General features: G+C 50.6%; 22 protein-coding genes and 2 pseudogenes. 14 read left to right on the plus strand and 10 right to left on the minus strand.

Annotated elements, in window-relative coordinates; genetic code table 11:
• Positions 1-472: 472 nt before the first annotated feature.
• From HF675_RS16535 to HF675_RS16545, 3 genes are all read right to left on the minus strand, one after another.
• Positions 473-1,312 (minus strand): SDR family oxidoreductase, encoded by an 840-nt coding sequence (locus HF675_RS16535; protein WP_111737487.1) that lies wholly within the window; start codon positions 1,310-1,312, stop codon positions 473-475.
• Positions 1,302-2,510 (minus strand): MFS transporter, encoded by a 1,209-nt coding sequence (locus HF675_RS16540; RefSeq protein WP_187043443.1) that lies wholly within the window; start codon positions 2,508-2,510, stop codon positions 1,302-1,304. Before HF675_RS16540 ends, HF675_RS16535 begins: the two co-directional genes overlap by 11 nt.
• Before the next feature lie 203 nt (positions 2,511-2,713).
• On the minus strand, positions 2,714-3,850 hold the full coding sequence (locus HF675_RS16545) for a metallophosphoesterase (protein WP_145961151.1): 1,137 nt from the start codon (positions 3,848-3,850) through the stop codon (positions 2,714-2,716).
• Positions 3,851-3,960: 110 nt separating this feature from the next.
• Between HF675_RS16545 and HF675_RS16550 the strand changes: the two genes are divergently transcribed.
• Positions 3,961-4,947 carry a LysR family transcriptional regulator gene (locus tag HF675_RS16550; RefSeq protein WP_232251636.1) on the plus strand — a complete coding sequence of 329 codons (987 nt, stop codon included), beginning with the start codon at positions 3,961-3,963 and terminating at the stop codon, positions 4,945-4,947.
• 69 nt (positions 4,948-5,016) lie between these two features.
• Here the strand turns inward: HF675_RS16550 and HF675_RS16555 are convergent, their stop codons facing one another.
• On the minus strand, positions 5,017-5,907 hold the full coding sequence (locus HF675_RS16555) for an oxidoreductase (protein WP_160027724.1): 891 nt from the start codon (positions 5,905-5,907) through the stop codon (positions 5,017-5,019).
• Between the two features lie 331 nt (positions 5,908-6,238).
• On the opposite strand from HF675_RS16555, the gene HF675_RS16560 reads away from it, so the two are divergent.
• Positions 6,239-6,649 (plus strand): tautomerase family protein, encoded by a 411-nt coding sequence (locus tag HF675_RS16560; protein ID WP_111737490.1) that lies wholly within the window; start codon positions 6,239-6,241, stop codon positions 6,647-6,649.
• Between the two features lie 145 nt (positions 6,650-6,794).
• On the opposite strand, the gene HF675_RS16565 is transcribed toward HF675_RS16560, so the two are convergent.
• The 4 genes from HF675_RS16565 to HF675_RS16580 all read right to left on the minus strand — a co-directional run bounded on the left by HF675_RS16565 (position 6,795) and on the right by HF675_RS16580 (position 11,860).
• Positions 6,795-8,111 (minus strand): cytochrome c, encoded by a 1,317-nt coding sequence (locus HF675_RS16565; protein ID WP_105230321.1) that lies wholly within the window; start codon positions 8,109-8,111, stop codon positions 6,795-6,797.
• Between the two features lie 10 nt (positions 8,112-8,121).
• Positions 8,122-9,894 (minus strand): GMC family oxidoreductase, encoded by a 1,773-nt coding sequence (locus HF675_RS16570; protein WP_105230320.1) that lies wholly within the window; start codon positions 9,892-9,894, stop codon positions 8,122-8,124.
• Positions 9,895-9,910: 16 nt separating this feature from the next.
• Positions 9,911-10,648 carry a gluconate 2-dehydrogenase subunit 3 family protein gene (locus HF675_RS16575; RefSeq protein ID WP_187043444.1) on the minus strand — a complete coding sequence of 246 codons (738 nt, stop codon included), beginning with the start codon at positions 10,646-10,648 and terminating at the stop codon, positions 9,911-9,913.
• A gap of 180 nt (positions 10,649-10,828) precedes the next feature.
• Positions 10,829-11,860 (minus strand): LacI family DNA-binding transcriptional regulator, encoded by a 1,032-nt coding sequence (locus tag HF675_RS16580; RefSeq protein WP_105230318.1) that lies wholly within the window; start codon positions 11,858-11,860, stop codon positions 10,829-10,831.
• A 672-nt stretch (positions 11,861-12,532) separates the two neighbouring features.
• Here HF675_RS16580 and HF675_RS16585 point away from each other — a divergent pair.
• The 11 genes and pseudogenes from HF675_RS16585 (at position 12,533) to HF675_RS16630 (ending at position 20,527) form a co-directional block, all read left to right on the plus strand.
• Positions 12,533-13,330 carry a carboxymuconolactone decarboxylase family protein gene (locus tag HF675_RS16585; RefSeq protein WP_111737493.1) on the plus strand — a complete coding sequence of 266 codons (798 nt, stop codon included), beginning with the start codon at positions 12,533-12,535 and terminating at the stop codon, positions 13,328-13,330.
• 25 nt (positions 13,331-13,355) lie between these two features.
• The gene (locus HF675_RS16590; RefSeq protein WP_172606300.1) at positions 13,356-13,787 is read left to right on the plus strand and encodes a cyclophilin-like fold protein; all 432 of its coding nucleotides are present in this window, start codon (positions 13,356-13,358) and stop codon (positions 13,785-13,787) included.
• Positions 13,788-14,092: 305 nt separating this feature from the next.
• A complete protein-coding gene (locus HF675_RS16595) occupies positions 14,093-15,070 on the plus strand; it encodes a DUF1852 domain-containing protein (RefSeq protein WP_105230316.1) in 978 nt (325 codons plus the stop codon).
• A gap of 29 nt (positions 15,071-15,099) precedes the next feature.
• A complete protein-coding gene (locus HF675_RS16600; protein WP_105233241.1) occupies positions 15,100-16,122 on the plus strand; it encodes a methionine synthase in 1,023 nt (340 codons plus the stop codon).
• Positions 16,123-16,686: 564 nt separating this feature from the next.
• Complete coding sequence (locus HF675_RS16605) at positions 16,687-17,481, plus strand: hypothetical protein (RefSeq protein WP_187043445.1); 795 nt, start codon at positions 16,687-16,689, stop codon at positions 17,479-17,481.
• A gap of 69 nt (positions 17,482-17,550) precedes the next feature.
• A pseudogene (locus HF675_RS23860) lies at positions 17,551-17,724 on the plus strand (LysR family transcriptional regulator); the annotation flags it as partial.
• 14 nt (positions 17,725-17,738) lie between these two features.
• Positions 17,739-17,963, plus strand: a complete 225-nt coding sequence (locus tag HF675_RS16610; RefSeq protein WP_222618790.1) for a hypothetical protein — start codon at positions 17,739-17,741, stop codon at positions 17,961-17,963.
• 156 nt (positions 17,964-18,119) lie between these two features.
• Positions 18,120-18,467: an HNH nuclease YajD gene (gene yajD / locus HF675_RS16615; protein ID WP_105230313.1), complete on the plus strand. Its 348-nt coding sequence runs from the start codon at positions 18,120-18,122 to the stop codon at positions 18,465-18,467.
• 209 nt (positions 18,468-18,676) lie between these two features.
• Positions 18,677-19,054, plus strand: a pseudogene (locus HF675_RS16620) (transposase); the annotation flags it as partial.
• Positions 19,055-19,183: 129 nt separating this feature from the next.
• The gene (locus tag HF675_RS16625; RefSeq protein WP_187043446.1) at positions 19,184-19,594 is read left to right on the plus strand and encodes an ASCH domain-containing protein; all 411 of its coding nucleotides are present in this window, start codon (positions 19,184-19,186) and stop codon (positions 19,592-19,594) included.
• Between the two features lie 234 nt (positions 19,595-19,828).
• Positions 19,829-20,527: an RluA family pseudouridine synthase gene (locus HF675_RS16630; protein WP_187043447.1), complete on the plus strand. Its 699-nt coding sequence runs from the start codon at positions 19,829-19,831 to the stop codon at positions 20,525-20,527.
• 64 nt (positions 20,528-20,591) lie between these two features.
• Here HF675_RS16630 and HF675_RS16635 read toward each other — a convergent pair whose 3' ends face one another.
• A complete protein-coding gene (locus HF675_RS16635) occupies positions 20,592-21,131 on the minus strand; it encodes a DUF2058 domain-containing protein (protein ID WP_187043448.1) in 540 nt (179 codons plus the stop codon).
• A gap of 681 nt (positions 21,132-21,812) precedes the next feature.
• On the opposite strand from HF675_RS16635, the gene HF675_RS16640 reads away from it, so the two are divergent.
• Positions 21,813-22,628 carry a DUF4225 domain-containing protein gene (locus HF675_RS16640; RefSeq protein ID WP_187043449.1) on the plus strand — a complete coding sequence of 272 codons (816 nt, stop codon included), beginning with the start codon at positions 21,813-21,815 and terminating at the stop codon, positions 22,626-22,628.
• Here the strand turns inward: HF675_RS16640 and HF675_RS16645 are convergent.
• Positions 22,625-22,939 carry a hypothetical protein gene (locus HF675_RS16645; RefSeq protein ID WP_187043450.1) on the minus strand — a complete coding sequence of 105 codons (315 nt, stop codon included), beginning with the start codon at positions 22,937-22,939 and terminating at the stop codon, positions 22,625-22,627. The genes HF675_RS16640 and HF675_RS16645 overlap by 4 nt on opposite strands.
• Between the last annotated feature and the right edge of the window lie 194 nt (positions 22,940-23,133).

Consider the following 23,133-nt stretch of genomic DNA (forward strand, 5'->3'; position numbering starts at 1 on the left):
ACCATGGCGTCACTATAAATTGTGATGAAGGTCAAAAATGTAAGCCAGTTCACATGTTGCCGCGTTACATGAATCCGCGCTTAGTCGCGCAATTCAGCTTGAGGCGCCGCCGGTCGCGCCAGCGCTGCGTTAAGAATCAGCCGTTCGGCCAGCGAGTCCTTCACGGAGTTCTTATGGTTAGCAGCCTCTTTTGCCGGGTGGGCAGGCAGCCGTACAGATCGCAACGAGCACAACGTAGCCTTTTTTCGCGATCGTGCGCGCATGTTCAATGCTCGATGCTGCGGTACCCGTTATATTAGGGGCGAGAAGAATGCCGGGGGAGCGTTACGTTCTTAGAATCACGAACCAGAACGCCCATAAAGGTTTTTCCACGGCATGGTAGTGAATAAACTCTTCAGTCAGAAGCATGGTCTTGTTCCCTGTAAACTCATATTTCCTACAACCTGCCCCAGAGCAGGCTATCGGCGACACTTCAGCTTTCTATCCAGCGTTCAAAAGCCGTTTCCCAGTCAGGGTGCCAGCGCGACAGGGCTGGACGGTTGTCCAGCATATCCTGAGCGGCCCACAGGATACGTCTAGCATCCATCTCGCTGGTAACGGCGTTATCAGGGCAGATGATATAGAAGTCACCCCGCTCAAAGCGCGGGAGGAAATAATCGATCACCTGCGCTGCCGTCCACGCTTCATCGGGCTTGTTGCCGCTGTGATCGTCCATGCCAGGATCGTTCATCTCGGTCCAGGTATAGCCCGGAACCAACAGATGAGCGGTGAGCCTAGTATCGGTTTCCTTCAGAAGCTGATGAGACAACTGCTCTGTCAGCACCTTTACGGCTGCCTTTGAGGCGTTATAGGCTGCGAACCCAGGCGGGGTTGTAATACCCTCCTTCGATCCCAAGTTAACAATTGCACCTTTCCCAGCCATTTTTAACATTTCTGGCAGAAAAATATGCTGTGTGGCGACCATGGACAGCAGGTTTACCTCCATCTGCTGTCGCCAGAGATTGGGAGAATCACAGGCTCCGGCGGCTATTTTCACGCCGGCATTGTTAAACAGCAGGTTCACTTTTCCCCAAGCGCTGTAAACGGTGTCTTTGAGCTGCTGCTGGTACTCATCACGGGTAATGTCGCCAGTGACCAGCAATGTTTCAGCCTCCAGTTCGCCGGCTAGCTGCTCAAGCGCCTGTGCGTTACGATCGAAAAGGCAAAGCTTCATGCCCTTTCGTGCCAGCTCTCTTGCCGCCGCGGCACCAATACCTTTCGCCGCACCGGTTATTACAGCAACGTTACCTGTATTGATGACTTTATCGTTCATGATTTACTCCCGCAGTAATGCGTACCGATATGAACATAAGAAGAAGTGCTAACAGGGAAAAAGCAGCCCCTACCCACCCCGTAGAGACCCAACTTCCTCCCGAAGCGATAACGAAACCGCCCGCGGCTGCGCCAAGCGCATTGGAAATATTAAACGCGCTGTGGGTCAGGGAGGAGGCGAGGGTCTGTGCTTCACCGGCAATGTTCATCATATGCGCCTGAAGCGCCGGCACGAGGGAAAACCCGCACCCGAGCATAAACAGCACGATAAGCACCGGGATCTGCAGCATTCCCGTAAGGGAAAACAGCCCCAGGAAGACAATGTTCCAGACAATGATGCCGAATATAGACGGGATCAGCGCAATGTCCGCCAGCCTTCCCCCGATAATGTTGCCGGCAACCATGCCCGCTCCCCATAGAACCAGGATCCATGGCACGGATGAGATTGAAAAACCAGCAGTTTCCGTCAGCGCCGGGGTGATAAAGCTGTATACGGCAAACATCCCGGCGAAGCTGACTGAAGCGACGGTGAATGTCATCAGGATTCGGGGACTCTTCAGTGCGCCAAGCTCCTTCAGAGGTGAAGCGGATCTGTCCGCCGCTACGGACGGAACAAAAAGCAGAACCATTATGGCCGTCAGCACCAGGCCCACTGCCACCATCCAGAAGGACATTCTCCAGTCCAGTGCCTGGCCAGCCCATGTGACAAGCGGAACGCCGGCAACATTAGCGACGGCAAGTCCCAGCATAACGTAACCGATATAACGGGCTTTATGCTTTGGCGATACCATTGAGGCCGCCACGAGTGCGGAAACGCCATACCAGGCACCATGAGGCATACCGGAAATGAAGCGTGCCGCCAGCATGGCGCTATAGCCCGTGGCCAGTGCGCTCAGGGCATAGCCCGCTAGTGCAATAATTAACAATATCAGCAGCAGAGTTTTACGGGCCTGCCGCGCGCCAAGCACCGCGATTGTCGGGGCACCGACCACCACGCCCGCAGCATAAGCGCTGATGTAGCCTCCTGCAGCTGGGATAGATACGCCGGTACTCTGCGCCAGGCCTGGCAGGAGGCTCATTGGCGCAAACTCCCCCGTTCCGATGCACAGTCCACCCGCACCCAGTGCAAGCATGGCGGGTAAAATCCCCACAGGCGGACGAACACGTTCATCCTGCCGGGAAAGTGTTTGTTCAGACATTGACTATAACCCCGATCGTTTCAACTGCCGGATGCAAAAAAAGAAGAACCGTACCTGTCGGGCGATGGCTCTCAGCTATGTGCAGCTTATGGGTCACTACGTTCCGGAAAGAACGGCAACAGGCAGTGGTATATTGAACTGAAGTAAACTATAAACTCTTATTTTCAGTTATTGATGAATCAGATAGTCAGTAACGATGAATCTTATTCAACAAAACCGTTACTGGTTTCGCCATGAAGAGTGACAAGCGTGATTTCAGCGGGTTTCCCCAGCCGGAAAGGAAAACCGTTCCAGATGCCGGAACCGTTGCTGACATAGAGCGCCATGGAACCTTTTTCGTAGAGGCCGGACACAAAACCGTTATTGGCAAGTGCGGCCAGCCTGTCCAGGCCGGCGATCATACCGCCGTGCGTATGCCCGGAAAGCTGCAGGCTCACCCCTAGTTCAGCGGCCTGGAAGGCATTTTCAGGCCTGTGGTCAAGAAGAATAACGGTTTCACCCGGGTGGGAACCCTTTAAGGCTCTTCGCAGGTCAGGGCCCGGCAGATCGTATGACGGCGCAACGCCATCCGTCACGCCCGCCAGATACAACGAGTTGCCATCACGACTTACACGGTATCCGGCATTATTAAGAAAGTGCAGGCCCAGCTTTTCAAAGGTTCGGATCCAGGTTTCAGCGCCGAAGTAATATTCATGATTGCCCGTTACGAAAAAAACACCGTCCTGCGCCTGCAACTGGCCAAGTGGCTCAATGTCGGAGAAACGCGCGTCCGGCCAGCCATCAATCATGTCCCCGGTAATCACAATCATATCCGCATTCAGCTTGCGGGTGCAGGTAACAACGTCCTGTATCCAGATTCGCGGCAGCAGTCTGCTGGCGTGCAGATCCGTCAACTGAACAATCCGGTAGCCTTCAAAACGTGGGGGTAATCCCTTGAGCGTTACGTCTATCTCTTTCACTGCAGGTACCGCTGTACCATTTTTCAGAGCTTGTGTTGTCAGTATGGCCGCCACTGCAGGCAGGATAAACCAGAAAGCCGTATGCCATTTCAACCGGCGTCCTGATACCAGCCGGTGCACTATCCAGAATATGTCACCCAGCACTAACAGAGCAGCCATAAAAACGGTCATACCGAAAAGCCAGGTGGTAAGCAGCAGCAGCGGTTTTGGTATCTCTGGAGAAAACATATTCCCCGTAAATAATTTCGTGAGCAGATGAAACTCTGAGGCCACAAGCATTACGCCTGCGACGGCAATTTTTGCCGAAAGCGGAGCGGGAAGCGGCCTGATAAACCGAAACAACACGTAAAGCGCTGGAATAAGGGTCCAGAGATGAAACACGCGGAGGTCTCCCGGGGAAATGATAAAATTTTTCGTTTGCCGTGGCGTCGGGTTGCAACGTTTTGTTGAATGATTCTAAACTTACCATCCTTCAGGCACGATTCCGTGCAATGCCATTTGACATTGCATTGAATTTTAATCAACGGTCCAACTTCATGCCCTCCAGACCTTCTACCACGCTCACCCGAAGCGATCTTGCTGAGCTCAACGCATTTCTTATTACCGAGAAAATGCGCAGTTTTACCAAAGCCGCCATAGAACTCGGGATAACCACCTCTGCGCTGAGCCATACCATACGCAACCTCGAGACTCGACTGGGGGTCAGGCTGCTGAACAGAACAAGCCGTACGGTCTCTCCGACCGAAGCGGGTGCGAGTCTGGCGCTACGCCTTGAAACAGGATTCAAAGAAATTGGTGACGCACTTGAGGAAATTAACCTGATGCGTGACAGGCCTGTTGGAAAACTCAGACTGAATGTGCTGAGTGACGGTGCCCGCCTTATCATGTCTCACCACCTTCCGCGTTTCATCAGCAAGTACCCTGAAATGGAAATTGAAATCAGCGTGGATGACAGGATGGTCGATATCATCCAGGAAGGATTTGATGCCGGAATACGTTTCGGTGGAACTGTGCCTGAGGACCTGGTAGCAATTCGACTGGGAGACGCGCTCAGATGGGTGGCGGTGGCATCGCCACGGTATCTTTATCAGCATACCCTTCCTGCCGTGCCTGAAGACCTGCGTCTTCATGACTGCATTCAACTGCGCACCGGGCAGGGCGTTATCTATAAGTGGGAGTTTCGTAAAGGAGAAGACTATCGCGTAATTGATGTCAGGGGGCAGCTTTGTGTGAGCGAAACGGCACTGGCAATTGAGCTGGCGCTGTCCGGCGCCGGCATCGCCTACTGTCTTGAAGATAGGGTTCGTGACTACATCCGTGAAGGCAGTCTGAGAGTCGTGCTCCCGGAGTGGGCGCCATTAGAGGAGCCAATGTATCTTTACTATCCCGGTCACCGACGAGTTCCACAGGGTCTGAAAGAACTGATTGAGGTACTGAGAGAAGGAATTGAAAATGAAAAGGAAATAGCTCCAGAATAATTTAATTCGCTTCTGTAGCTATGTCCGCTCTGCCACATTCAGGGGGTCGCCGTCTAATCCCCCGACGCTTCAGCCCGGCCCCTCGCTTCCTGCTGCCAGCAGCGGCACCAGTACGTCGCTGATCGGCGTGGGGATCCCCTGCTCGCGGCCATAACGCTGTATCACGCCGTTGCGGATATCCCACTCCAGCGGGCGGTTGGCCTGTCGGTCAGCCAGGATTGAGGTGCCCAAATCCGCAGGGGCGCGATGAAAACGCTCCACGATCTCCTGCGGAACGTTATCGCTCAGTGATGCGCCGTGCGCACGCGCAACGGCCAGACACTCGCGCAGATAGGCCAGCGCCAGTTCGGTGATATCCTCCCGGGCGAACATCCCGGCACGGCGATTAGCCAGCACCATCAGGCCCGCGACCGCGTTCTGCAACAGCTTGCGCCATGCGACGGAGACAAAATCGGCGGACAGTTCAACCGCACAGCCTGTGCCGCCGAGCACATCCGCAAATCGTTGCGCCTGCGGCACATCGGGCAGCGTAAGACGCGGTTTTTCACGCAGCCATACGGAGGCATCCGGCTCGCGCTGCGCCGGGAACCACACGACCGAAGGCAGCACCCGGGCGCCGTTGACGTAGGGCGTCAACTGGCTGGCCTGCTCGACGCCGTTTTGCAACGCACAGACGACGGTATGTTCGTCGCACAGCGCGGCCAGCCAGCCGGCGCAGTCAGCAACCTGGGTGGTTTTCACCGCGACAAACACCAGATCGAACGGATGGCGGATCGCCGCCGGATCGCTCAATACCGGCCCGGGCACCACGACTTCCCCCTCATCGTGACGCAAAATTAACTGCGGATGCGCGCTACGCCCGCAAAGGACCGGCGTTCGGCCAGCCTTATGCAGTAACGCGGCGATGGTGGTGCCGATAGCACCCGGCCCGAGAAGGGCAAGCGTGGGATGGTCAGACATATGGCGTTCTCCTGATTTGATTAACCTATCATCAGCGTGCCGGCGACAATGAGAGCGTATATCAGCAGCCAGCAACGAAACTTGATGATATGAGACCTCACGGGCAGACGAAGTAATAGGCGACCAGGGAAGGAATGTTGCCCTCGGTAAAACCATTCGTTCGATGCCGACGTCTGTACCGTAACACCATTGGACAGCCAGACGATACGCGGACCTTAACGCATGGCGCTCACGAACTCGATTACTCCATTTCAATAGTGTATAAGATAATGAATAACCTATTGTTCCTGTAATAGTTTATCCGATATAAACACCTGACTAAGGACATGTTATGCCTGGAATTACCCTGACGCTGTCTGGCTCAAAGAATCAAACATTAACCAAAGAATGTGTACTTTTAGCGACTCGGATCACATGCGATGTTTTAAACAAAAACAGCTTCGAAACCATGGTCATTGTGAGACATGTCGATGATGAGGACTGGTTCATTGATGGCAAAAGTCTGGCTGAATGGGGTAAAAATTCGTTCAGGCTTGAAGTGACCGTCGTGGATGAAACCTGCAGTAAAGACCAGAAAGCGGCATACCAAAAAGCAATTTACAACGCGATGGAGCAGGCAATCGGTAACTTACACCCCCAGTCGAACGTTCATATCATCGACTGTAAAGCGGCTTCATATGGGTACACGGGGATCACGCAAGAGTATCGATACCAGCATAAAGACGAATTTTACAAAAAATAACGCTATTTATCGTGGCCTCTCCCGCTGTAACGCGCAATTGAGGGAAAACCTATCCGGGCTGAAAAGATTTAAGCCGGAGGTAATCTGACAGATACCAGCAGAACCGGTGACTGTCAGATTAGATCGACGTTGATACAGATAAATACTATTTTTTGCCGTGCATCGACTCACCCAGCCAAGGTTTAGCCTGCAGGTCTAAGCGGGCTTTCTCAATTTGCCGGGCAGAAACCGGTGCCGCCGCATTGCCCCAGCTGTTGCGAATATAGGTCATGACGTCAGCAATATTACTGTCTGAAAGCTTCTGCGAAAATGCAGGCATACCGGCAGCCGTCGGATTAGCATGCGTTAATGGCCCGTCAGTACCGTTGAGCACCACATTCACCAGGCTTGATGGATCAGGTGAATTGACCTGAGGATTACCAGACAGTGAGGGAATCATATTACGCACGCCAGAGCCGTTCGAGACATGGCACGCGCTGCATTGAGATTCATACACTTTTTTACCCGTCATCATGGCTGTATTGTCACTGGATAACGGCGTTGGCGCCGGAGCCTCTGATGCGGGCAGCGCTTTTAAATATTGCGCAATGGCTTTCAAATCATCATCTGTCATGTACTGCGTTGAATTCTCAATCGCTTCGGTCATTGGGCCTGATGATGCCGTAATCTTGTTAGTGCCTGAACGCAGATAAGACACGATATCTTCTTCACTCCATTTCCCAAGGCCGGAATGAGGATTGGCAGTAAGATCCGGCGCATACCAACCTTGTAACGCTCCCCCCTGCAAGTAGGCTGAAGTATCTCCACCCAACAGGTTTTTGGCTGTGTGGCATGATGCACAATGCCCCGGACCATCAACAAGATAAGCACCGCGATTAAACTGCTCACTGGCTGTTGCCTTGGGCTCAAACACACGATCTTTAAAGAACAGCAAATTCCAGCCAGCCAGTGTCCAACGCTGGTTGAACGGGAAAGGTAACTGGTTTTCCACCACTTTATTTTTAACCGGCGGAATGGTTTTAATATACGCCCACAGGTCCGCTAAATCCTGGTCCGTCAGCTTGGCATAGGCATTGTATGGCATTGCGGCATACAAATACCCGTGTGAGCCAATACCGTGACGAACTGCACGGTCAAACTGTTCCTGAGTCCAGCCACCAATACCGGTTTCAGGATCAGAAGTGATGTTCGATGACAAAATTGCGCCAAACGGCGTATTAAGCCGATAACCACCAGCAAAAGGTTTCCCCCCTTCAGCCGTATGGCAGGCGGTACAATCCGACAGTCGCGAAACATACTCACCGCGTTTGATTTGTTCCTGCAGGGCAGGACCTGAAGAAATCTGTACCGTTTGAGGATAGCTTTTGTGCAGCCCGTACTGCACCCATGCGGTATAGCCAACCGCCCCCAGTACCGCCACTGACACGATCCCATAGGCGACACGTCGCATTTTCTTACCCATGATATTCTCCTTATCGCACCAGTGAACCCGGATTTTTCAGATAGTCATTAACGATGGCGTGAGCGGTCCATAGCGTGAGTGCACTGAGCGTAATCGTTGGGTTATACCCGCCGTTATTTGGGTAAGAAGACGCTCCCAGAACAAACAGGTTGTGCGCATCCCAATGCTGCTGGTAGCGGTTAAGTACGGACGTGGCCGGATCAAGCCCCATGACTGCACCACCAATGGTGTGCGAGCTGTCATAGGCACGGAAAGGAGAATTATGCTTATCAGGGAAGGCTTCCGTCTCCCATGATGTGGCGCCAGATACTTTGCAGATATCCTCTATGCGATCGCGAATGAAACGCGCCATCAGCCTGTCGTTCTGGTTGTAGTCAAAGGTCAGACGCAGTAATGGCTGGCCATTCTCATCTTTATAGTTGGGATCAAGCGACAGATAGGAATCCCGGTGCGAGTAAGACGTGCCTTGCCCTTGAATTTTGGCATAGTTTTGGTAGCTCTTCTGGAACGTTTTTTTCCATGCGGAGCCCCACATTTTACTGCCTGGCGGCAGGCGATCCGTCATGCTCAAAGGTGTTCCCTGATCTGACAGCGCCTGAATCCCCGCCCCGCCAAGGAAACCTAAGCCGGAGTGATCAAAATTATCGCCGTTGAAGTCATCAATCTGCGTTGACAAGGCCCCGGTGGAAATGAACGGGTTCATATGTTCATTTTCATAATACAGGTAACCCATCGACATGGTCTGATAGTTGTAAGCGCGGCCTAGCGTCCCCTCCCCTGTTACAGGGTCGTAGGCTTTACCAATTTTGGACAATAACAACAAACGGACGTTGTCTAACTGATATGCCGACAGGCAGACAATATCGGCAGGCTGGAAGCCGGTATTACCGTCAGAATCACGGAAAGTCACCCCGGTGACTGTTTTACCATCTTCCGCTTTATCGATATAAAGCGCGGTACATTCAGTCAGCAGTGTGAAGTTGGTCCGGTCCATAAGCGCAGGAATAACACACACATTAGGTGAAGACTTAGACCAGTTACCGCATCCGTAAAAGCCGCAGTAGCCGCAATACGTACATGGGGCGAGATTCACACCCAACGGGTTAGTGTAAGGTGCGCCAATGGTTCCGGCCGGGATAGGGAATGGATGGAAACCCATCTTTTCAGTGATCTGATGAAACTTGTCGTTCCAGTGGGAACGGATCAGAGGGGGTGTGGGGTATTCACTGCTGCGGCTGCCTTCAAATGGGTTACCGCCGCTCTGCGTGACCCCATTAATGACGCCGGCTTTACCCGAGATGCCCGCGATTTTTTCGACACGGTCATAGAATGGCTCCAGCTCGGCGTAGCTCACGCCCCAGTCCTGAACGATGAGACCATCGGCAAGTTTCATATTATGGTAGCGATCGCGCAGGCGAGTAGCCATTTCAAAGTCAGAAGGGTTAAAACGCCAGGCATTGGCGGCCCAGTGCTTACCCGCTCCCCCAACGCTATACCCCATCTGGAAGGCATTCCAGTCACGCGCCGGCAGTGCTTTCTGGCTGCTGTCATTACGGAAGGTTAATGTTTCAACGCGAGGGGGCTTCAATATTTCACGTCGTACTCCGTAGCGCAGTTCATCAGCTGCAATAGCAGGAGAGAAATTGGTTTGCGTCTGCTCCCACGGGCCGCGTTCAATTGCGACAACATTTAATCCTGCCCGGGTCAGCTCTTCAGCCATAAGCGAGCCGGCCCATCCGAGGCCAATAATGACCGCATCGGCCTTAGGTCTGGTGTAATTCATAATCTGCCTTGTCTATTTACGCTTTCAGGAGTTGAATGATGCTGATAGGTTCGATATTTAACTTCTGTCCTTTTAAAGGCGCATAATCACGATAGTCGTAACGTGCCCCCGGGAACCCAATCATTCTCCACCCGACCATATTGCGATTGCCGCCATAAATAGGATCGGCAAGGAACCCTTCCTGAACATTGGCCAGGAACTGTCCGAATAATACTTCCGAATTGAATGTCGGGTACGTAAACTCACCGGATTCCATCTTCTCTAAATAAGCATCCTGCATATCATGAGAGAGTTCGGTGAAAGATTTATTAAATAAACGCGTACAGTGTGTATCCAGTTCCTGAAGACCTTTACGGTAGGTTTCCGCCGGAGAATAAGGGCTTTGGTTGCCCTGAGACTCGGTACCGTTTTCAAATGGGCCCTGATTATATTTCCATTTGGCTTTGCCATAATCTCCCGCAAGCTGATTGTCGATAAAGACAACACACCCTGCCTGAGATGCGCTTACGCTTAACTCATCCGCGGGGATTAGTCGGTCAAAGATAGCGGTAACCAATGCATACTCACGCTCATTAAAAAATAAACGCTGCGTAGGATCTGCGGGGGTCGGCAATGGGGTCTCTTTCGCACGCCAAATTTTACCGCCATTCAGAACATTTTTTCTTTCCGCGGCACCTGCGGGGGTAAATATGGAGGCGGCCGTTCCTGTTCCAGCCAGAATTAACCCTGCCTTAATAAAACTTCTACGCTTCATACCATGCTCCAGACGAGAAGAATCACTGACCACATAAATAAACTCCCTGATAAAAACTCAGAAGAGCATATCTGATAGACAGTAGTAATTATTTTTTAGAAGTGAACTTTATAAATGTTATTTTTGCAGCCGGCGCTCCTCGTTTATGCGCCATGTTTTACATGGCGCATCGTTGATTTATTATTTCTGCTTTTTAATATGTGAACGCCGTAAACGCAGCTCACCAAATTGCCATTCACCATCGGGATCTGACTGCTGATCGATCAGTCGATTAATTGCTTCGGCAACCTGAAGGTCTGCCCGCTGATTCCAACTGGTCAGCTCCCACGTGCTGGAATGGGCTTCATCGATATCATCAAACCCTACAACGCCAATCTGAAGGTCTGCATCAAAGTCTCTTATTGCCTGTATCGCGCCAAATGCAAGCACATCGTTCTCGCAAAACAATGCATCAAGGCGGTCATGTTCCGTTGATTCTTTGAGATAGTTCATCATGCAGCGATAGGCGAAGTCTCTATCGTAACGTCCAGCGACTAAAACAACGTCTACTTTTTTACCTTCTAACGCTAGTGATGCCTCGTAGCCTTCCAGTCTCAGCAAATGATTGGATGACGTATCGGGCCCCTTCATATAACCAAAGCGTTGATAGCCTTCTTTGAGCAAGACCTGTCCTAATGTCTGACCCGCTTTAAAACCATCAATGTTGACAACTTCGACTTCCGCACTGTCCGTATTTCTAAAGACGTGAATTGCGCGAATATGGTGCAACGATTCAGCGACCACCAGCAATTCATCACTCACGATGGTGGCAAGATAGATCAGACCATCAACATGAAGCTGCCCTGCCATTTGCAATACAGACTGATAATTTTCTGGCGACTCTATGTTTAAGAGCAGAGTCATATAACCACGCTCGTTCAGGCGCTGCGTGACCTCTTTGAGCATCCGCAGCGTATGAGGATTGCTGAACTCATCAGCCACTACCCCAATGATCTTTGTGCGTCGCTGTTTCAAACTGCGTGCCAGTAAATTGGGCCGGAATCCTAGCTGCGAGGCAGCGGCAAGAACGGCCTCTCGCGATTCAGCTGAAATCGATGCGTTATCTTTAAAAGCGCGCAACACTGTCCATTTTGAAACGCCTGCCAACTTTGCAACGTCATCTGCTGTCGATTGCTGAAACTTTCTGTCTGGATTGCCTTTTTTTTCTTTCATGCTGATTCACATTGATTACGGACGCATCATACGGCACAGCATAAATTAATCAGGCTTACACGCCAAATCCCTGGCGGACGCTGAGAACTCTTTGTCAATCAACACCGCCCTTATTGGTGTTGATGTGAGGATTATATTTTTCGTTGCTACCGTTGGCAACGGTGCATTGCCAACGGTAGCAAGAGGTGCAAACACACCGCCTGCCGCACCTCTCGTAAAAATATTTTTAAATCAATTAGTTAATTAATTACTCGTTAATGTTAATACTTAGCGGTGCAATTGTTAACAATTGTAATCCAAGCGTTGATGAGGGGTTGTCCGGCGTTGGTAGCCCGTGACCCACTTTCTATTGATTAACGCAAGCAAGTGGTTGCAACGGGCACTTGCCGACCAGGCTGCCTTCGGGCCGGGATTCCGTATCTATGACTCCAGCCAGCCCCCGTTACCGACGGGCCTGCACCTGTTGATCGAGCGAGTTAAAGAGTTTCTCCCTCGCTCTTTAACGGCTTACGGCCATTGATGAAAAAAATTCACAACTCCATTCGATAACGGCTACTGGTTCCGCCGCGGCCGCTGCCCTAACCTTACTGCCAATAACGTATTGGGCTGGCAGCCAATTGCCGGGATACCCGCGCCAGACGTCTATCAATTGAACGCCAAGGAGATGTTGCGATGAAAAAAGTGATAGCGGCTGCCGCGATATCGCTGGTTCTCGCGGATTTTGCGCATGCCGATGAAAAAAGAGGTGAAACCATGTTGAAGATTACCCCATCAAGCCTTTCCGTCGCCGATATCCACGCCGTTTCCCCGGCCTTGGCCCGCTTCGGCAATGAAGTTATGGCCGATGACCTCTGGCAGCGTACCGAGCTTTCGCCACGCGATCGCAGCATCGTCACCGTCGCCATGCTGATTGCCAGAAACCAGCCCGCCGAGCTCAGGCACTATGTCGGGGTCGCGCTCGACAGCGGCGTGACGGCGGCGGAAGTCTCGGAAATTATCACCCATCTTGCTTTCTATTCCGGCTGGCCGAATGCGATGTCGGCAATTGCGGTGACAAAAGAGATCTTCCAGGCGCGCGGGGTCAGCGCGGCGACGCTGCCCGAAGCCTCTCCAGCGCTTTTGCCGCTCAATCAGGAGGCTGAACAGCAGCGTTCAGCAACCGTGGAAAAAAATGTCGGCCCCGTCTCCCCCGGGCTGGTCAAATTTACCGCCGATCCGCTCTTTCTGGAGCTGTGGCAGCGCCCTGCACTCAAACCCCGGGACCGAAGCCTGGTGACGGTCAGTGCGTTAATCGCATCGGGCCAGAGCGCGCAAATTGGTTATCACCTTAACCGGGCAATGGACAATGGCCTGACGGCTGAAGAAGCCGGTGAAATCGTCACTCAGGCCGCCTTCTATGCCGGATGGCCGAATGCATTTTCTGCCGCGCCGGTTGTGGGTGACGTGCTGCGCGCCCGCGTATCGAACTAAGCAATCGGTAATTTAAGGAGAAGCGATGAGGACGGCTATACGTACCCTTTTTCTCCTGATGCTGGTTTTTGTAGCAAATGTGAACGCCGGGGAGAAGACGGTGAAGATTCAATTTAATTATCACGGCAAGACGGTGATTGGCTCGCTTGAGGATAACCCGGCGTCGCAGGAGTTTTTGGCGATGCTGCCGCTCACGGTCAAGATGGAAGACTATGGCGCAGTTGAAAAAGTCGCATGGCTGCCGGACAAGCTCAATAAGGCAAATACGCTGCCGGCAATCACACCGGCTACCGGTGATATTGCGTACTACATCCCCTGGGGAAATTTAGCGATATTTCGCCAGGACTTTCGTCATTCACCAGGTTTGATAAAACTCGGGCGCATCGACGAAGGGCTGGCAGCATTACAGCAATCAGGCTCGGCAGAAGTCCGCATAACGCGGGTTGAAAACCAGTAACGACAGTACGACATCATGCAGGCGGCCGGCATCCCCCTGCATACGTCAACGGGGCGCAGTCAAGCATCAGGCCGCGCCCTTTCATCGCGTTGCGCAGCCAGCCGCTCCCCGCCTCCCCCAGAACATGAAGATGGCTCATGTTGTTATGAAATTAAGTCGCTTTCACTCCTCCCATGGCTCTGGCATAAATTATGCAATGTTAACGAATTGACAACATGAAGACGGATAAACGAGAAACCGGCATTCCCCGGAACCTCCGAGAATCCATCCAGTTTTCACGTCAGAACCCAGGATGCAAGATCACGATGACTCAAGATTTTACATTTACGATTAAGCGCAGCCAGTTTGATGAAAACTATAACCCTGCCGAAAGCACGCGTATCACCACCAACTTTGCCAACCTGGCCAGAGGGCAAAACCGCCAGGAAAACCTGCGCAATACGCTCACGATGATGAACAATCGCTTCAATAACCTGGCCTATTGGGATAACCCGAAAAGCGATCGTTATGCTGTCGAGCTGGACATTATTTCCGTTGAGATGCGCATAGAGGGGAGCGGTGCGGCTTTCCCCGTGATTGAAATATTGCAAACCCATATCGTCGACAAGAAAACCGACGAACGTATTGAAGGTATCGTCGGCAATAATTTCTCTTCCTACGTGCGTGATTATGACTTCAGCGTGTTGCTGTTGGATCACAACAAAAACAAAGCAGACTTCAACATTCCGGAGAATTTTGGCGTATTGCACGGCAACATCTTCAAATACTTCGTGAACTCACGCGAATATCAGGAAAGCTTTAAAAAACAACCGGTGATCTGTTTAAGCATCTCAAACAAAGACACCTATCACCGGACGGGCAACCAGCACCCGGTATTGGGCATCGAGTACCGGCAGGATCGCTCTTCGCTGACCGACCAATATTTCAAAAAAATGGGCCTGCAGGTGCGCTATTTCATGCCGCCAAACAGCGTTGCGCCGTTGGCATTTTATTTCTCCGGCGACTTACTGCGTGATTACTCTGACCTGGAGTTAATCGGCACCATCAGCACGATGGAGACGTTCCAAAAGATTTACCGCCCGGAGATTTACAATGCGAACTCTGCCGCCGGTCTGTGCTACCAGCCCAGCCTGAATAATCAGGACCATTCGCTGACGAAAATTGTTTATGACCGGGAAGAACGCAGCCGGCTGGCTATCGAGCAGGGAAAATTTACCGAAGAGCACTTTATCAAACCATACCAGAATATTCTTGAGCAATGGTCTGCTAACTACGCGCTTTGATTAACCAAAAAATAGAAGGCTATCTGATTATGAAAACATTGCTCCCGACTTCCACCGCCGGCAGCCTGCCTAAACCTTCCTGGCTGGCGCAGCCTGAGACGCTGTGGTCTCCCTGGAAGTTGCAAAATGAAGAGTTAATCACGGGCAAACAGGATGCGCTGCGCCTGTCTCTGGACGATCAGCTGCGGGCAGGGATTGATATTGTCAGTGACGGTGAGCAAACGCGTCAGCACTTTGTCACCACGTTTATTGAACACCTGAGCGGCGTCGATTTTGAACAGCGTCAGGTGGTTAAAATCCGTAATCGTTATGATGCGAGCGTGCCGACCGTGGTTAGCGCCGTGGAACGCCAGAAACCCGTGTTTGTTGAAGACGCCAAATTCTTACGCCAGCTTACCAAACAGCCGATTAAATGGGCCCTGCCCGGCCCGATGACGATGATCGATACGCTGTATGACAACCACTATAAAAGCCGTGAAAAGCTGGCCTGGGAATTTGCCAAAATCCTCAATCAGGAAGCCAAGGAGTTAGAAGCCGCCGGCGTCGATATCATCCAGTTTGACGAGCCTGCGTTTAACGTTTTCTTTGATGAGGTGAACGACTGGGGCATCGCCGCGCTGGAAAGGGCCATTGAAGGCCTGAAATGTGAAACGGCGGTGCATATCTGCTACGGATACGGCATCAAAGCCAATACCGATTGGAAGAAGACGCTGGGTTCCGAGTGGCGGCAGTATGAAGAAGCGTTTCCCAAGCTGCAAAAATCCAATATCGACATCATCTCGCTGGAATGCCACAACTCGCACGTTCCGATGGATCTGCTGGAACTGATTCGCGGCAAAAAAGTGATGGTCGGCGCCATTGACGTGGCGACCAACGTTATCGAAACGCCCGAGGAAGTGGCCGATACCCTGCGTAAAGCGCTGCAGTTCGTCGATGCCGACAAGCTCTATCCGTCAACCAACTGCGGCATGGCGCCGCTGGCCCGTCAGGTCGCCAGCGGCAAGCTGCGCGCGTTAAGCGCCGGCGCGGAAATCATCCGCCGCGAGCTGTAAGCCAGCGCGCGTTGCCAGGCGCACCCCATATCAGGCGATCGGCAGCGATCGCCTGATTTTTTCTGCCCGCCATGTCGTTTAGGGTACCGGCTGCCGGCACATCCTTATCATCATGCCCCCCAGGGAACAACAGAGAAGTACTGATAACAACTGCAACGAAAATCATAAGAAGTACTTGACCATTTAACGTCCATCCCCCGCCAATCCCCCGGTTCGTGACCTGATGTATAGAGTATCCGACGCCGCTCGTTATGCAGCGTAATCGCCGATCGCCACGCCCATGCCACAGTGCAGAACGGCGATGGCCTATACATCATGCCAGCCACCAGCGTATGGCATCAGTCAGGTCAAAACTAGCCATACCGGCTAGGCTTTACTATAGTTAAAACAATCTTAACATTTGTGTGATTTTCCTTCCCTTATTGAAGGCCTTTGAGATGCGGATTGGAGTAAACAAAAGCGGGATAAGCAGAAATACCAATAATCAAGTTGATGACACCATTAGCACCATTAAGAAGATTGCGTTCAATTTACGTATTATTTAAATATTAATATGGGGGTTTCATGCTACACGTGAAGATTTTCGAAAAAAATGAAGTTTATGGAAATAATGTTGTCAACTTACTCAGCGATCTGCACGAAAAAATATTCTCTCCTCCCGGTAACATCACGTCAGATGACATCATCTCAGCGTATATCCACCCTGCCGCGACCATCAGCAAAATTGCCATTTATTATGATGATAGGATCCCCGTTGGCTTTATGTGCATGCAGCGATACGAAATAGAAATAAATAAAAAAAAGTTAAACGTTTTTCGCAGTCAGGTCGGGTTATTGAAAGATTACAGAAACAAAAACATCGTTAAATTAACCTACTTAAGATTTGTGATTTCAGAGATGTTACGCACCCCCAGAAAATCACTCTTCTTTGAACTATGCATCCACCCCTCCAGCTATTGTTCAATACTCAATAAAGGTTGCAACAGAAATAAAGCATGGCCAACAAAGGAAAATGCGCACCAAAATAGACCGATGAAGGATCTGTGTGAGACATTACTCAACAAGTTTGATCTGGAGATAAAAAAAGAAAATGGCGTCTTGATTCATAACGATGGACTAGGGCCAACCCGTGTCGAAAAAAAACCGAAAGGGGATATAAGTAGTGACGCTAAATTTTTTATAGAGACAAACCCCGGCTATGTCAACGGCGATGGACTAGCCATCATTTTAAGCCTTTCAGTGAAAGATATTCTGGTTAACATCTTCCACCAGACGTTGAGTAAAATAAATCGTAAATTGATTATCAGACCGGCTCATGGTCAAGAGGAATCCCCTCAAGAGAAACCTAATGAAATATAATGTTCACTGCCGCTTTTGCGATAGGCAGAAATGCATAACAGGAAAGCACGCCACCGGACTCCATGGCGTTTGATAGCCAGGACGCTGCAATCTGGCGAGCTGGTCAGCGTATTGCCAGACTACCGGTTACCTGACCGCTTCCTTTATGCCGTCTATCCCGATGCGCGCTTTATCCCACGGAGGGTCAGAAACATCAGCCGCGCGATCGAGCAATTGCTGCCTGAAATTACCGAGAACGGCTGAAAAAAATTCCGGCGTTGCCACGCTTCCTGGCCCGCTATCCCGACATCACTCTGGAGCTTATCACCGGTGTAAATACCGCATCGGTGGTGCGCAATGATGCCGATATTGCCCTGCGGCTGATCCGTCCCGAACAGAACACCTTAAAGAAAGTCGGAGTAACAAGCCGCTGCCGGCGCATCGCGGCCATAGCCCCGCCTTCATCCGCGCTGAGCAAACAGCCGACGTTCTGTGTTAAGTAAAGATTCACTGTGCCACCTGGGCTCTCTGTGTGGACTGCCCGGCATCGACATCATGACGGGCCCTGACGCCCACGGCCAGTAGACGTAATATTCTCCTGCCGTCCCGTTTTGGGATATATTGTGACTATTATTTCTTGCTAATAGGTAACATCGGCAATGGCTTTTATCCCCAAAAACTACGCACGGCTGGAAAGCGGCTACCGTGAAAAAGCACTCAAAATCTATCCATGGGTATGCGGACGCTGCTCACGGGAGTTTGTTTATTCAAACCTGCGTGAATTAACGGTTCACCATATCGATCACGACCACACCAATAACCCGGAAGACGGCAGCAACTGGGAGCTGCTGTGCCTGTACTGCCACGATCACGAACACTCGAAGTACACGGAAGCCGACCAGTACGGCACCACCGTTGTGGCGGGGGAAGACGCGCAGAAAGATGTCGGTGCGGCCACCTACAACCCGTTTGCCGAGCTACAGGCAATGATAAACAAGAAGAAATAAGAGCGGGTCTGTCAGTTGCTGACTTGGGCTGCCTCATCAGGCGGTTATGGGCGAGGTATAGCCATTCGTACCCTGAGAATTACACTTTGAAGTGATTCAGGATATGCGCTTACTGGTTACGAATATTGAGCGGGAATCATGTGATGATCGCCGCTTTTCTTTCGAAGAACATGGAATGCATACCAATCCCCGATGAAAAGGAATTGGTGATGACTACGATTAATCAGTTTGCTGCACATGTTGATCTGGACTGGGGTCAGTCCAAGTCTGTGTTCAGGTTAAAAACGGTGAACGTGTTTTTCATGTAATTGAACATACGCCGGAAGCACTTGATATCTGGCTGAAAGCATTGAATAAAAAGTGAACGGTAAGATTGCAGTCGCTGTTGGACTCAAAAAAGGCTCAGTGGTGTTCGCGCTACAAAAATACCTGTTTATCACCATTTTCCCTGTCCACGCTTTGTCCCTGGCTCATTACCGGCAAGCTTTCCCGCCTAGCGGCGCTAAAGATGACCCGCAGGATGCCGAGCTGGCATTAGAGCTAATGCTGCGCTATCCCCAAAGATAAAAGCCATTAAACCCGACAATATGAATACCTCAGGACATGGAGCTTGAACTAGATACCAATACGTAAGCATCAATGTTAATGTCAGGCCAAATCATACTCAAAAAATGTATGGAATTTCTTTGTTAACATGCGATTAAGAAGGTCTTCTGATGTCTGAGATTGATGTATTAAAAATGAAGTATCCAGGCGCAAATGCCTGGCAAGTGGGGGATAGTCAAGAGCTGGCCAACGAACTCGCGACCCTTATTATAAAAGGGATTAAAACGGCCTCATGTGGATCTTTTTCATCTTATCAGCAGGAAGAGTCTGCACCCAAAATTGGGAGCCATAACATCATCCTTGATGGTCAGAATATACCTGTATGTGTTATCAGATTGGTTTCGATGCGACTGGTGCGCTTTTGTGATGTTACCGAGGAGTTTGCCCGAAAAGAGGGCGAAGGCGATTTAAGTCTCGAGTACTGGCGGAAAGAGCATCAGCGATTTTTTACTCGGGAAGGTTATTTTTCTGATGATATGGAGCTGATCACAGAAGAATTTGAGGTGGTTGAGGTTCTGTGAAACTGGCAGTTGCATTTTATGGCGAGTGAAAGAACGGCAACTGTTACGACGACGCAAAATATTTACTCTCCCTCAAAGGATAAAAGTTTGCCCTTACTGAGGCTATAAAAACTTGCTGAATGTCTCAGGGCGAGGAGCGGGCGCTGCGATTTAAAGACATCAGGCGAAGCGCGGATTCGCCAATCGGCGGGAAATCCGCTATTATCCGCTGCCACTCTCTCCCCGGGCAGCCTGATGTCTACGATTATCGATACTTTTATTGCCCCGCCGTGCTATGAGCAGATAGACATCCTCTATCAGGACGATCACCTGGCGATAATTAATAAACCCGCCGGGCTACTCAGCCTCTCCGGCAAAAATCCGCAAAATCTCGATTCGGTGCATCATCGGCTGGTACAGCTATTCCCCGGCTGTACGCTGGTTCACCGCCTGGATTTCGGCACCTCCGGGCTGATGGTGATTGCCCGCAATAAGGCAATCAATGCCGCCCTCTGCCGGCAGTTCAGCCAGCGCACGGTAACCAAGGTGTACGGCGCTCTGCTCTGCGGGCATCTGGACAACGACGAAGGGGTGATAGACGCAGCGATAGCCAAAGACCCGGCGCTGTTCCCGCTGATGTCGATTTGCTCAACCCACGGTAAACCCGCCAGATCCCGCTATCGGGTCATCGAACGTTTTGAACATACGGTGGAAGATGGGCGGTTACTGCCGGTGACGCGGGTACAGCTGACCCCGGAGAGCGGGCGTACTCATCAGTTACGCATTCACTGCCAGCTGCTGGGCCACCCGATTCTGGGCTGCGACCTGTACGGCGGCCTGCTGCCGCCGGGCGCTGAACGAACCCCGCGACTGATGCTGCATGCCAGCGAATTGCGCTTTGTTCATCCCGTCAGCGAAGAACCGTTCAATATCCGGCATGATTGTCCGTTCTGACTATAGCGGCAGCAGCATGAAAAGCCCGTCAGGACTCTTCATACGCCGCAGCGGCAAACCTTGTTTACCACATCAGATCGTCAGGCACTTTAAAGTCAGCATACGGATCGTCTTCATCCTGCTCTTCCTCACTCAGCGCGCTGTTTAACACAATGCTGTTTGCATCGCGCTGGGCAATTTTATCGGCGACGCTGGCGGGGATAATGGCGTATTCACTCTCACCGTTGCTATCAACGGCCAAACGCGCGATGGCAAGACGTCCGCTGATCAACTGGGTTTGCGTGGTCTTATCCACATACACTTTCTTAATCAGAGTGCCATCGGTGAAGTTAAAGCCGATATCGCCCTTTGCCGGCACGATGCGGTTCATCTCAATCAGCTGCTTCACCTGCGCCTTGTACTCTTTGGCTAACGCCGTCTGCTTTTGCTGCTCGCTAAGCTGCTTATCGCGCTCCAGCTGCGCTTTTTTATTCTCTTCCACCGCCTCTCTGGCCTCACGCGCCTGAACCCGTGATTTTTTCGCCGTGCGTTGGACCTTGGCCGCCTTTTTGCTGGTCACCAGCCCTGCCTTCAGCAGCTGCTCTTGTAAGGTGAGTTTTGCCATCTTCGTTTCTGAACCCGTTGAGAAATTTATGGGGATTATAGCGGTATTGGTGGAGGGGGAGCTAGGGTTGTGTGGGGAGAGCGAGGTGTGGCTTGGGTAGGCCATCGCTGCTCTCCCCCCGAACCGTCTTCGCTGTCTTTTATCTGCCAGATGGTTTTGCCCTCCGGGATGAACAGGAACCAGGTATCATATGATCCGCCGCCATCCCGATACCTATGCTGATAGGCTTGGATTTTACCCTCGCCCTCGCCGCAGCTGAGTTCCCTAAGTTCGGCCGAAAGCCGACGCGACGTGATCTGAATAATTTTTGCTATTCAGGAATACGGTATTTTCATCAAGCTGTGGACCCCCTGGACAATGTACAAGATGCAGTATAAGCGCCTGGCCTGTAAATCATAACCATCATTAATTATTTTTTAACATTCATATCAATATTAAATTAATGAGTAATGTACCAATTCACCCTCCATCTTATACTTAGTTGACCTGCACCAGACAAAAAAACCAATTAATTAAAATAATAAAACCTTCATTATTCCTGACAGTTTTTTGTAAGACTTATAGGACCTTCATAGGACTTTAGTAAACGCCTGACAGAATTATTAAAAAACTCACACCGATGTTTACAGCTAAAAATAAAAGGGTATTATCGGCCATATAACATACAGGGAGATATAATAAATGGATGCAGCACTACTTGATATGATGCGCTCTGGTAGGAATAAATATTGGGCGGAGACAATGGTTAACCTTGAGGCGAGAAAGTTGATTAACACAGCGAATACGCTGTCTGCTTTTCACCTCAAAGATAGCCTGACTAGAATAAATTTCGTTCAGGAAATAAAAGAATTTGTTGAAAAACAGTTTGCCGTTGCACGGCGAGCAAAATCAAACGAAAAATACATGGAATGTATTAAAAACTTGAGGGCTGAAACAGAAAACCTGCAGGAGCAGGACAGGATGCTACGCACGAAAGCAGCAAAGCTTTATGCCAAAGTGGAATTTGTCCGGGAAAATAACAAGATTGTCGGGTATGTGATTTCTGCTGTTCAAATTGTGGTCTCCGGTGCCGCATTGTTTGGCGGGATGATCATGATGTCAACAATGACCCCTGTTGGAATGCTGGCTGGAGCGATACTTTTTGTTGATGGTGTTAATGGAATCACAAAGGAGGCGACTCACTTTCGTTACGGCGACCAATCTGTGTCAGAGGGGATATTTGCTGACGGCACTATGGAAGTTGCTAAGTACATGGGTTTCAAACCAGAGGCAGGGCTGGCATTTTACAATACAGTTACGTTAACTGCTGGTATCTATAGTATTTTTAGTCTTGCACGAAAACCCCAAGCTTGGAGACTATTCAGATGGCTGCCTCGAGATTATTACCGAAACGTTGAAACTATGAGCAGACAAAAACTAACGATGAAAGTTGTTGGCTATGGTTTAAAAGCAAAGGTTATTTTTGACCTTTTGACTACGGAGAATAATGGTTATTAATCCCGATTAATTTTCTTGTAGCGCCAGGATTTGTAAGCAAGCAGCGGCGGTTGTACAAATACTGCAACCGCAATACCACAAAGTAGGCCTATCGAGCCGCCAAACAGGGACTCGGTGGGTCCAAATAAAACAAGTAAGACTAAAACAGCAAGGCAACAACCTACGATACAAGCTGCGATGATGAAACGATTTGCAAGATCATGAATAGCCTCGCTAAGCGTCCCCCCATAGCTATCCACATTACTCTTAATTTTCTGAAGATCAGCCTGGCTGAAGCCTGAGCTTAAAAGTTTATCTTCGCTTACCTTCATGGTCCCTTCATCCCTAAATACTCCTGATTTTACTGGAAAGTACCAGAGTTCGGATAACAAAGCGACCCTTGAAAAATTTAGCCCCTAAAAAACAAATAAGCCCATCTCTCGCTTCAGCCAGTACATTATATAAATCATCAATATCTGATTCAGACAAAAAATACACTGTCGAATAAGCCTTCAGCCGACCCCAT

The organism is Serratia sp. JUb9, from assembly GCF_014298095.1.
Lineage (GTDB): Bacteria > Pseudomonadota > Gammaproteobacteria > Enterobacterales > Enterobacteriaceae > Serratia_B > Serratia_B rhizosphaerae.

Bases quoted from the DNA above. Each gene is read 5' to 3' on its own strand.
- HF675_RS16535 (WP_111737487.1), bottom strand. From the start codon at position 1,312: ATGAACGATAAAGTCATCAATACAGGTAACGTTGCTGTAATAACCGGT.
- HF675_RS16540 (WP_187043443.1), bottom strand. From the start codon at position 2,510: ATGTCTGAACAAACACTTTCCCGGCAGGATGAACGTGTTCGTCCGCCT.
- HF675_RS16550 (WP_232251636.1), top strand. From the start codon at position 3,961: ATGCCATTTGACATTGCATTGAATTTTAATCAACGGTCCAACTTCATG.
- HF675_RS16555 (WP_160027724.1), bottom strand. From the start codon at position 5,907: ATGTCTGACCATCCCACGCTTGCCCTTCTCGGGCCGGGTGCTATCGGC.
- HF675_RS16560 (WP_111737490.1), top strand. From the start codon at position 6,239: ATGCCTGGAATTACCCTGACGCTGTCTGGCTCAAAGAATCAAACATTA.
- HF675_RS16565 (WP_105230321.1), bottom strand. From the start codon at position 8,111: ATGGGTAAGAAAATGCGACGTGTCGCCTATGGGATCGTGTCAGTGGCG.
- HF675_RS16570 (WP_105230320.1), bottom strand. From the start codon at position 9,894: ATGAATTACACCAGACCTAAGGCCGATGCGGTCATTATTGGCCTCGGA.
- HF675_RS16575 (WP_187043444.1), bottom strand. From the start codon at position 10,648: ATGAAGCGTAGAAGTTTTATTAAGGCAGGGTTAATTCTGGCTGGAACA.
- HF675_RS16580 (WP_105230318.1), bottom strand. From the start codon at position 11,860: ATGAAAGAAAAAAAAGGCAATCCAGACAGAAAGTTTCAGCAATCGACA.
- HF675_RS16585 (WP_111737493.1), top strand. From the start codon at position 12,533: ATGAAAAAAGTGATAGCGGCTGCCGCGATATCGCTGGTTCTCGCGGAT.
- HF675_RS16590 (WP_172606300.1), top strand. From the start codon at position 13,356: ATGAGGACGGCTATACGTACCCTTTTTCTCCTGATGCTGGTTTTTGTA.
- HF675_RS16595 (WP_105230316.1), top strand. From the start codon at position 14,093: ATGACTCAAGATTTTACATTTACGATTAAGCGCAGCCAGTTTGATGAA.
- HF675_RS16600 (WP_105233241.1), top strand. From the start codon at position 15,100: ATGAAAACATTGCTCCCGACTTCCACCGCCGGCAGCCTGCCTAAACCT.
- HF675_RS16605 (WP_187043445.1), top strand. From the start codon at position 16,687: ATGCTACACGTGAAGATTTTCGAAAAAAATGAAGTTTATGGAAATAAT.
- yajD (WP_105230313.1), top strand. From the start codon at position 18,120: ATGGCTTTTATCCCCAAAAACTACGCACGGCTGGAAAGCGGCTACCGT.
- HF675_RS16625 (WP_187043446.1), top strand. From the start codon at position 19,184: ATGTCTGAGATTGATGTATTAAAAATGAAGTATCCAGGCGCAAATGCC.
- HF675_RS16630 (WP_187043447.1), top strand. From the start codon at position 19,829: ATGTCTACGATTATCGATACTTTTATTGCCCCGCCGTGCTATGAGCAG.
- HF675_RS16635 (WP_187043448.1), bottom strand. From the start codon at position 21,131: ATGGCAAAACTCACCTTACAAGAGCAGCTGCTGAAGGCAGGGCTGGTG.
- HF675_RS16640 (WP_187043449.1), top strand. From the start codon at position 21,813: ATGGATGCAGCACTACTTGATATGATGCGCTCTGGTAGGAATAAATAT.
- HF675_RS16645 (WP_187043450.1), bottom strand. From the start codon at position 22,939: ATGAAGGTAAGCGAAGATAAACTTTTAAGCTCAGGCTTCAGCCAGGCT.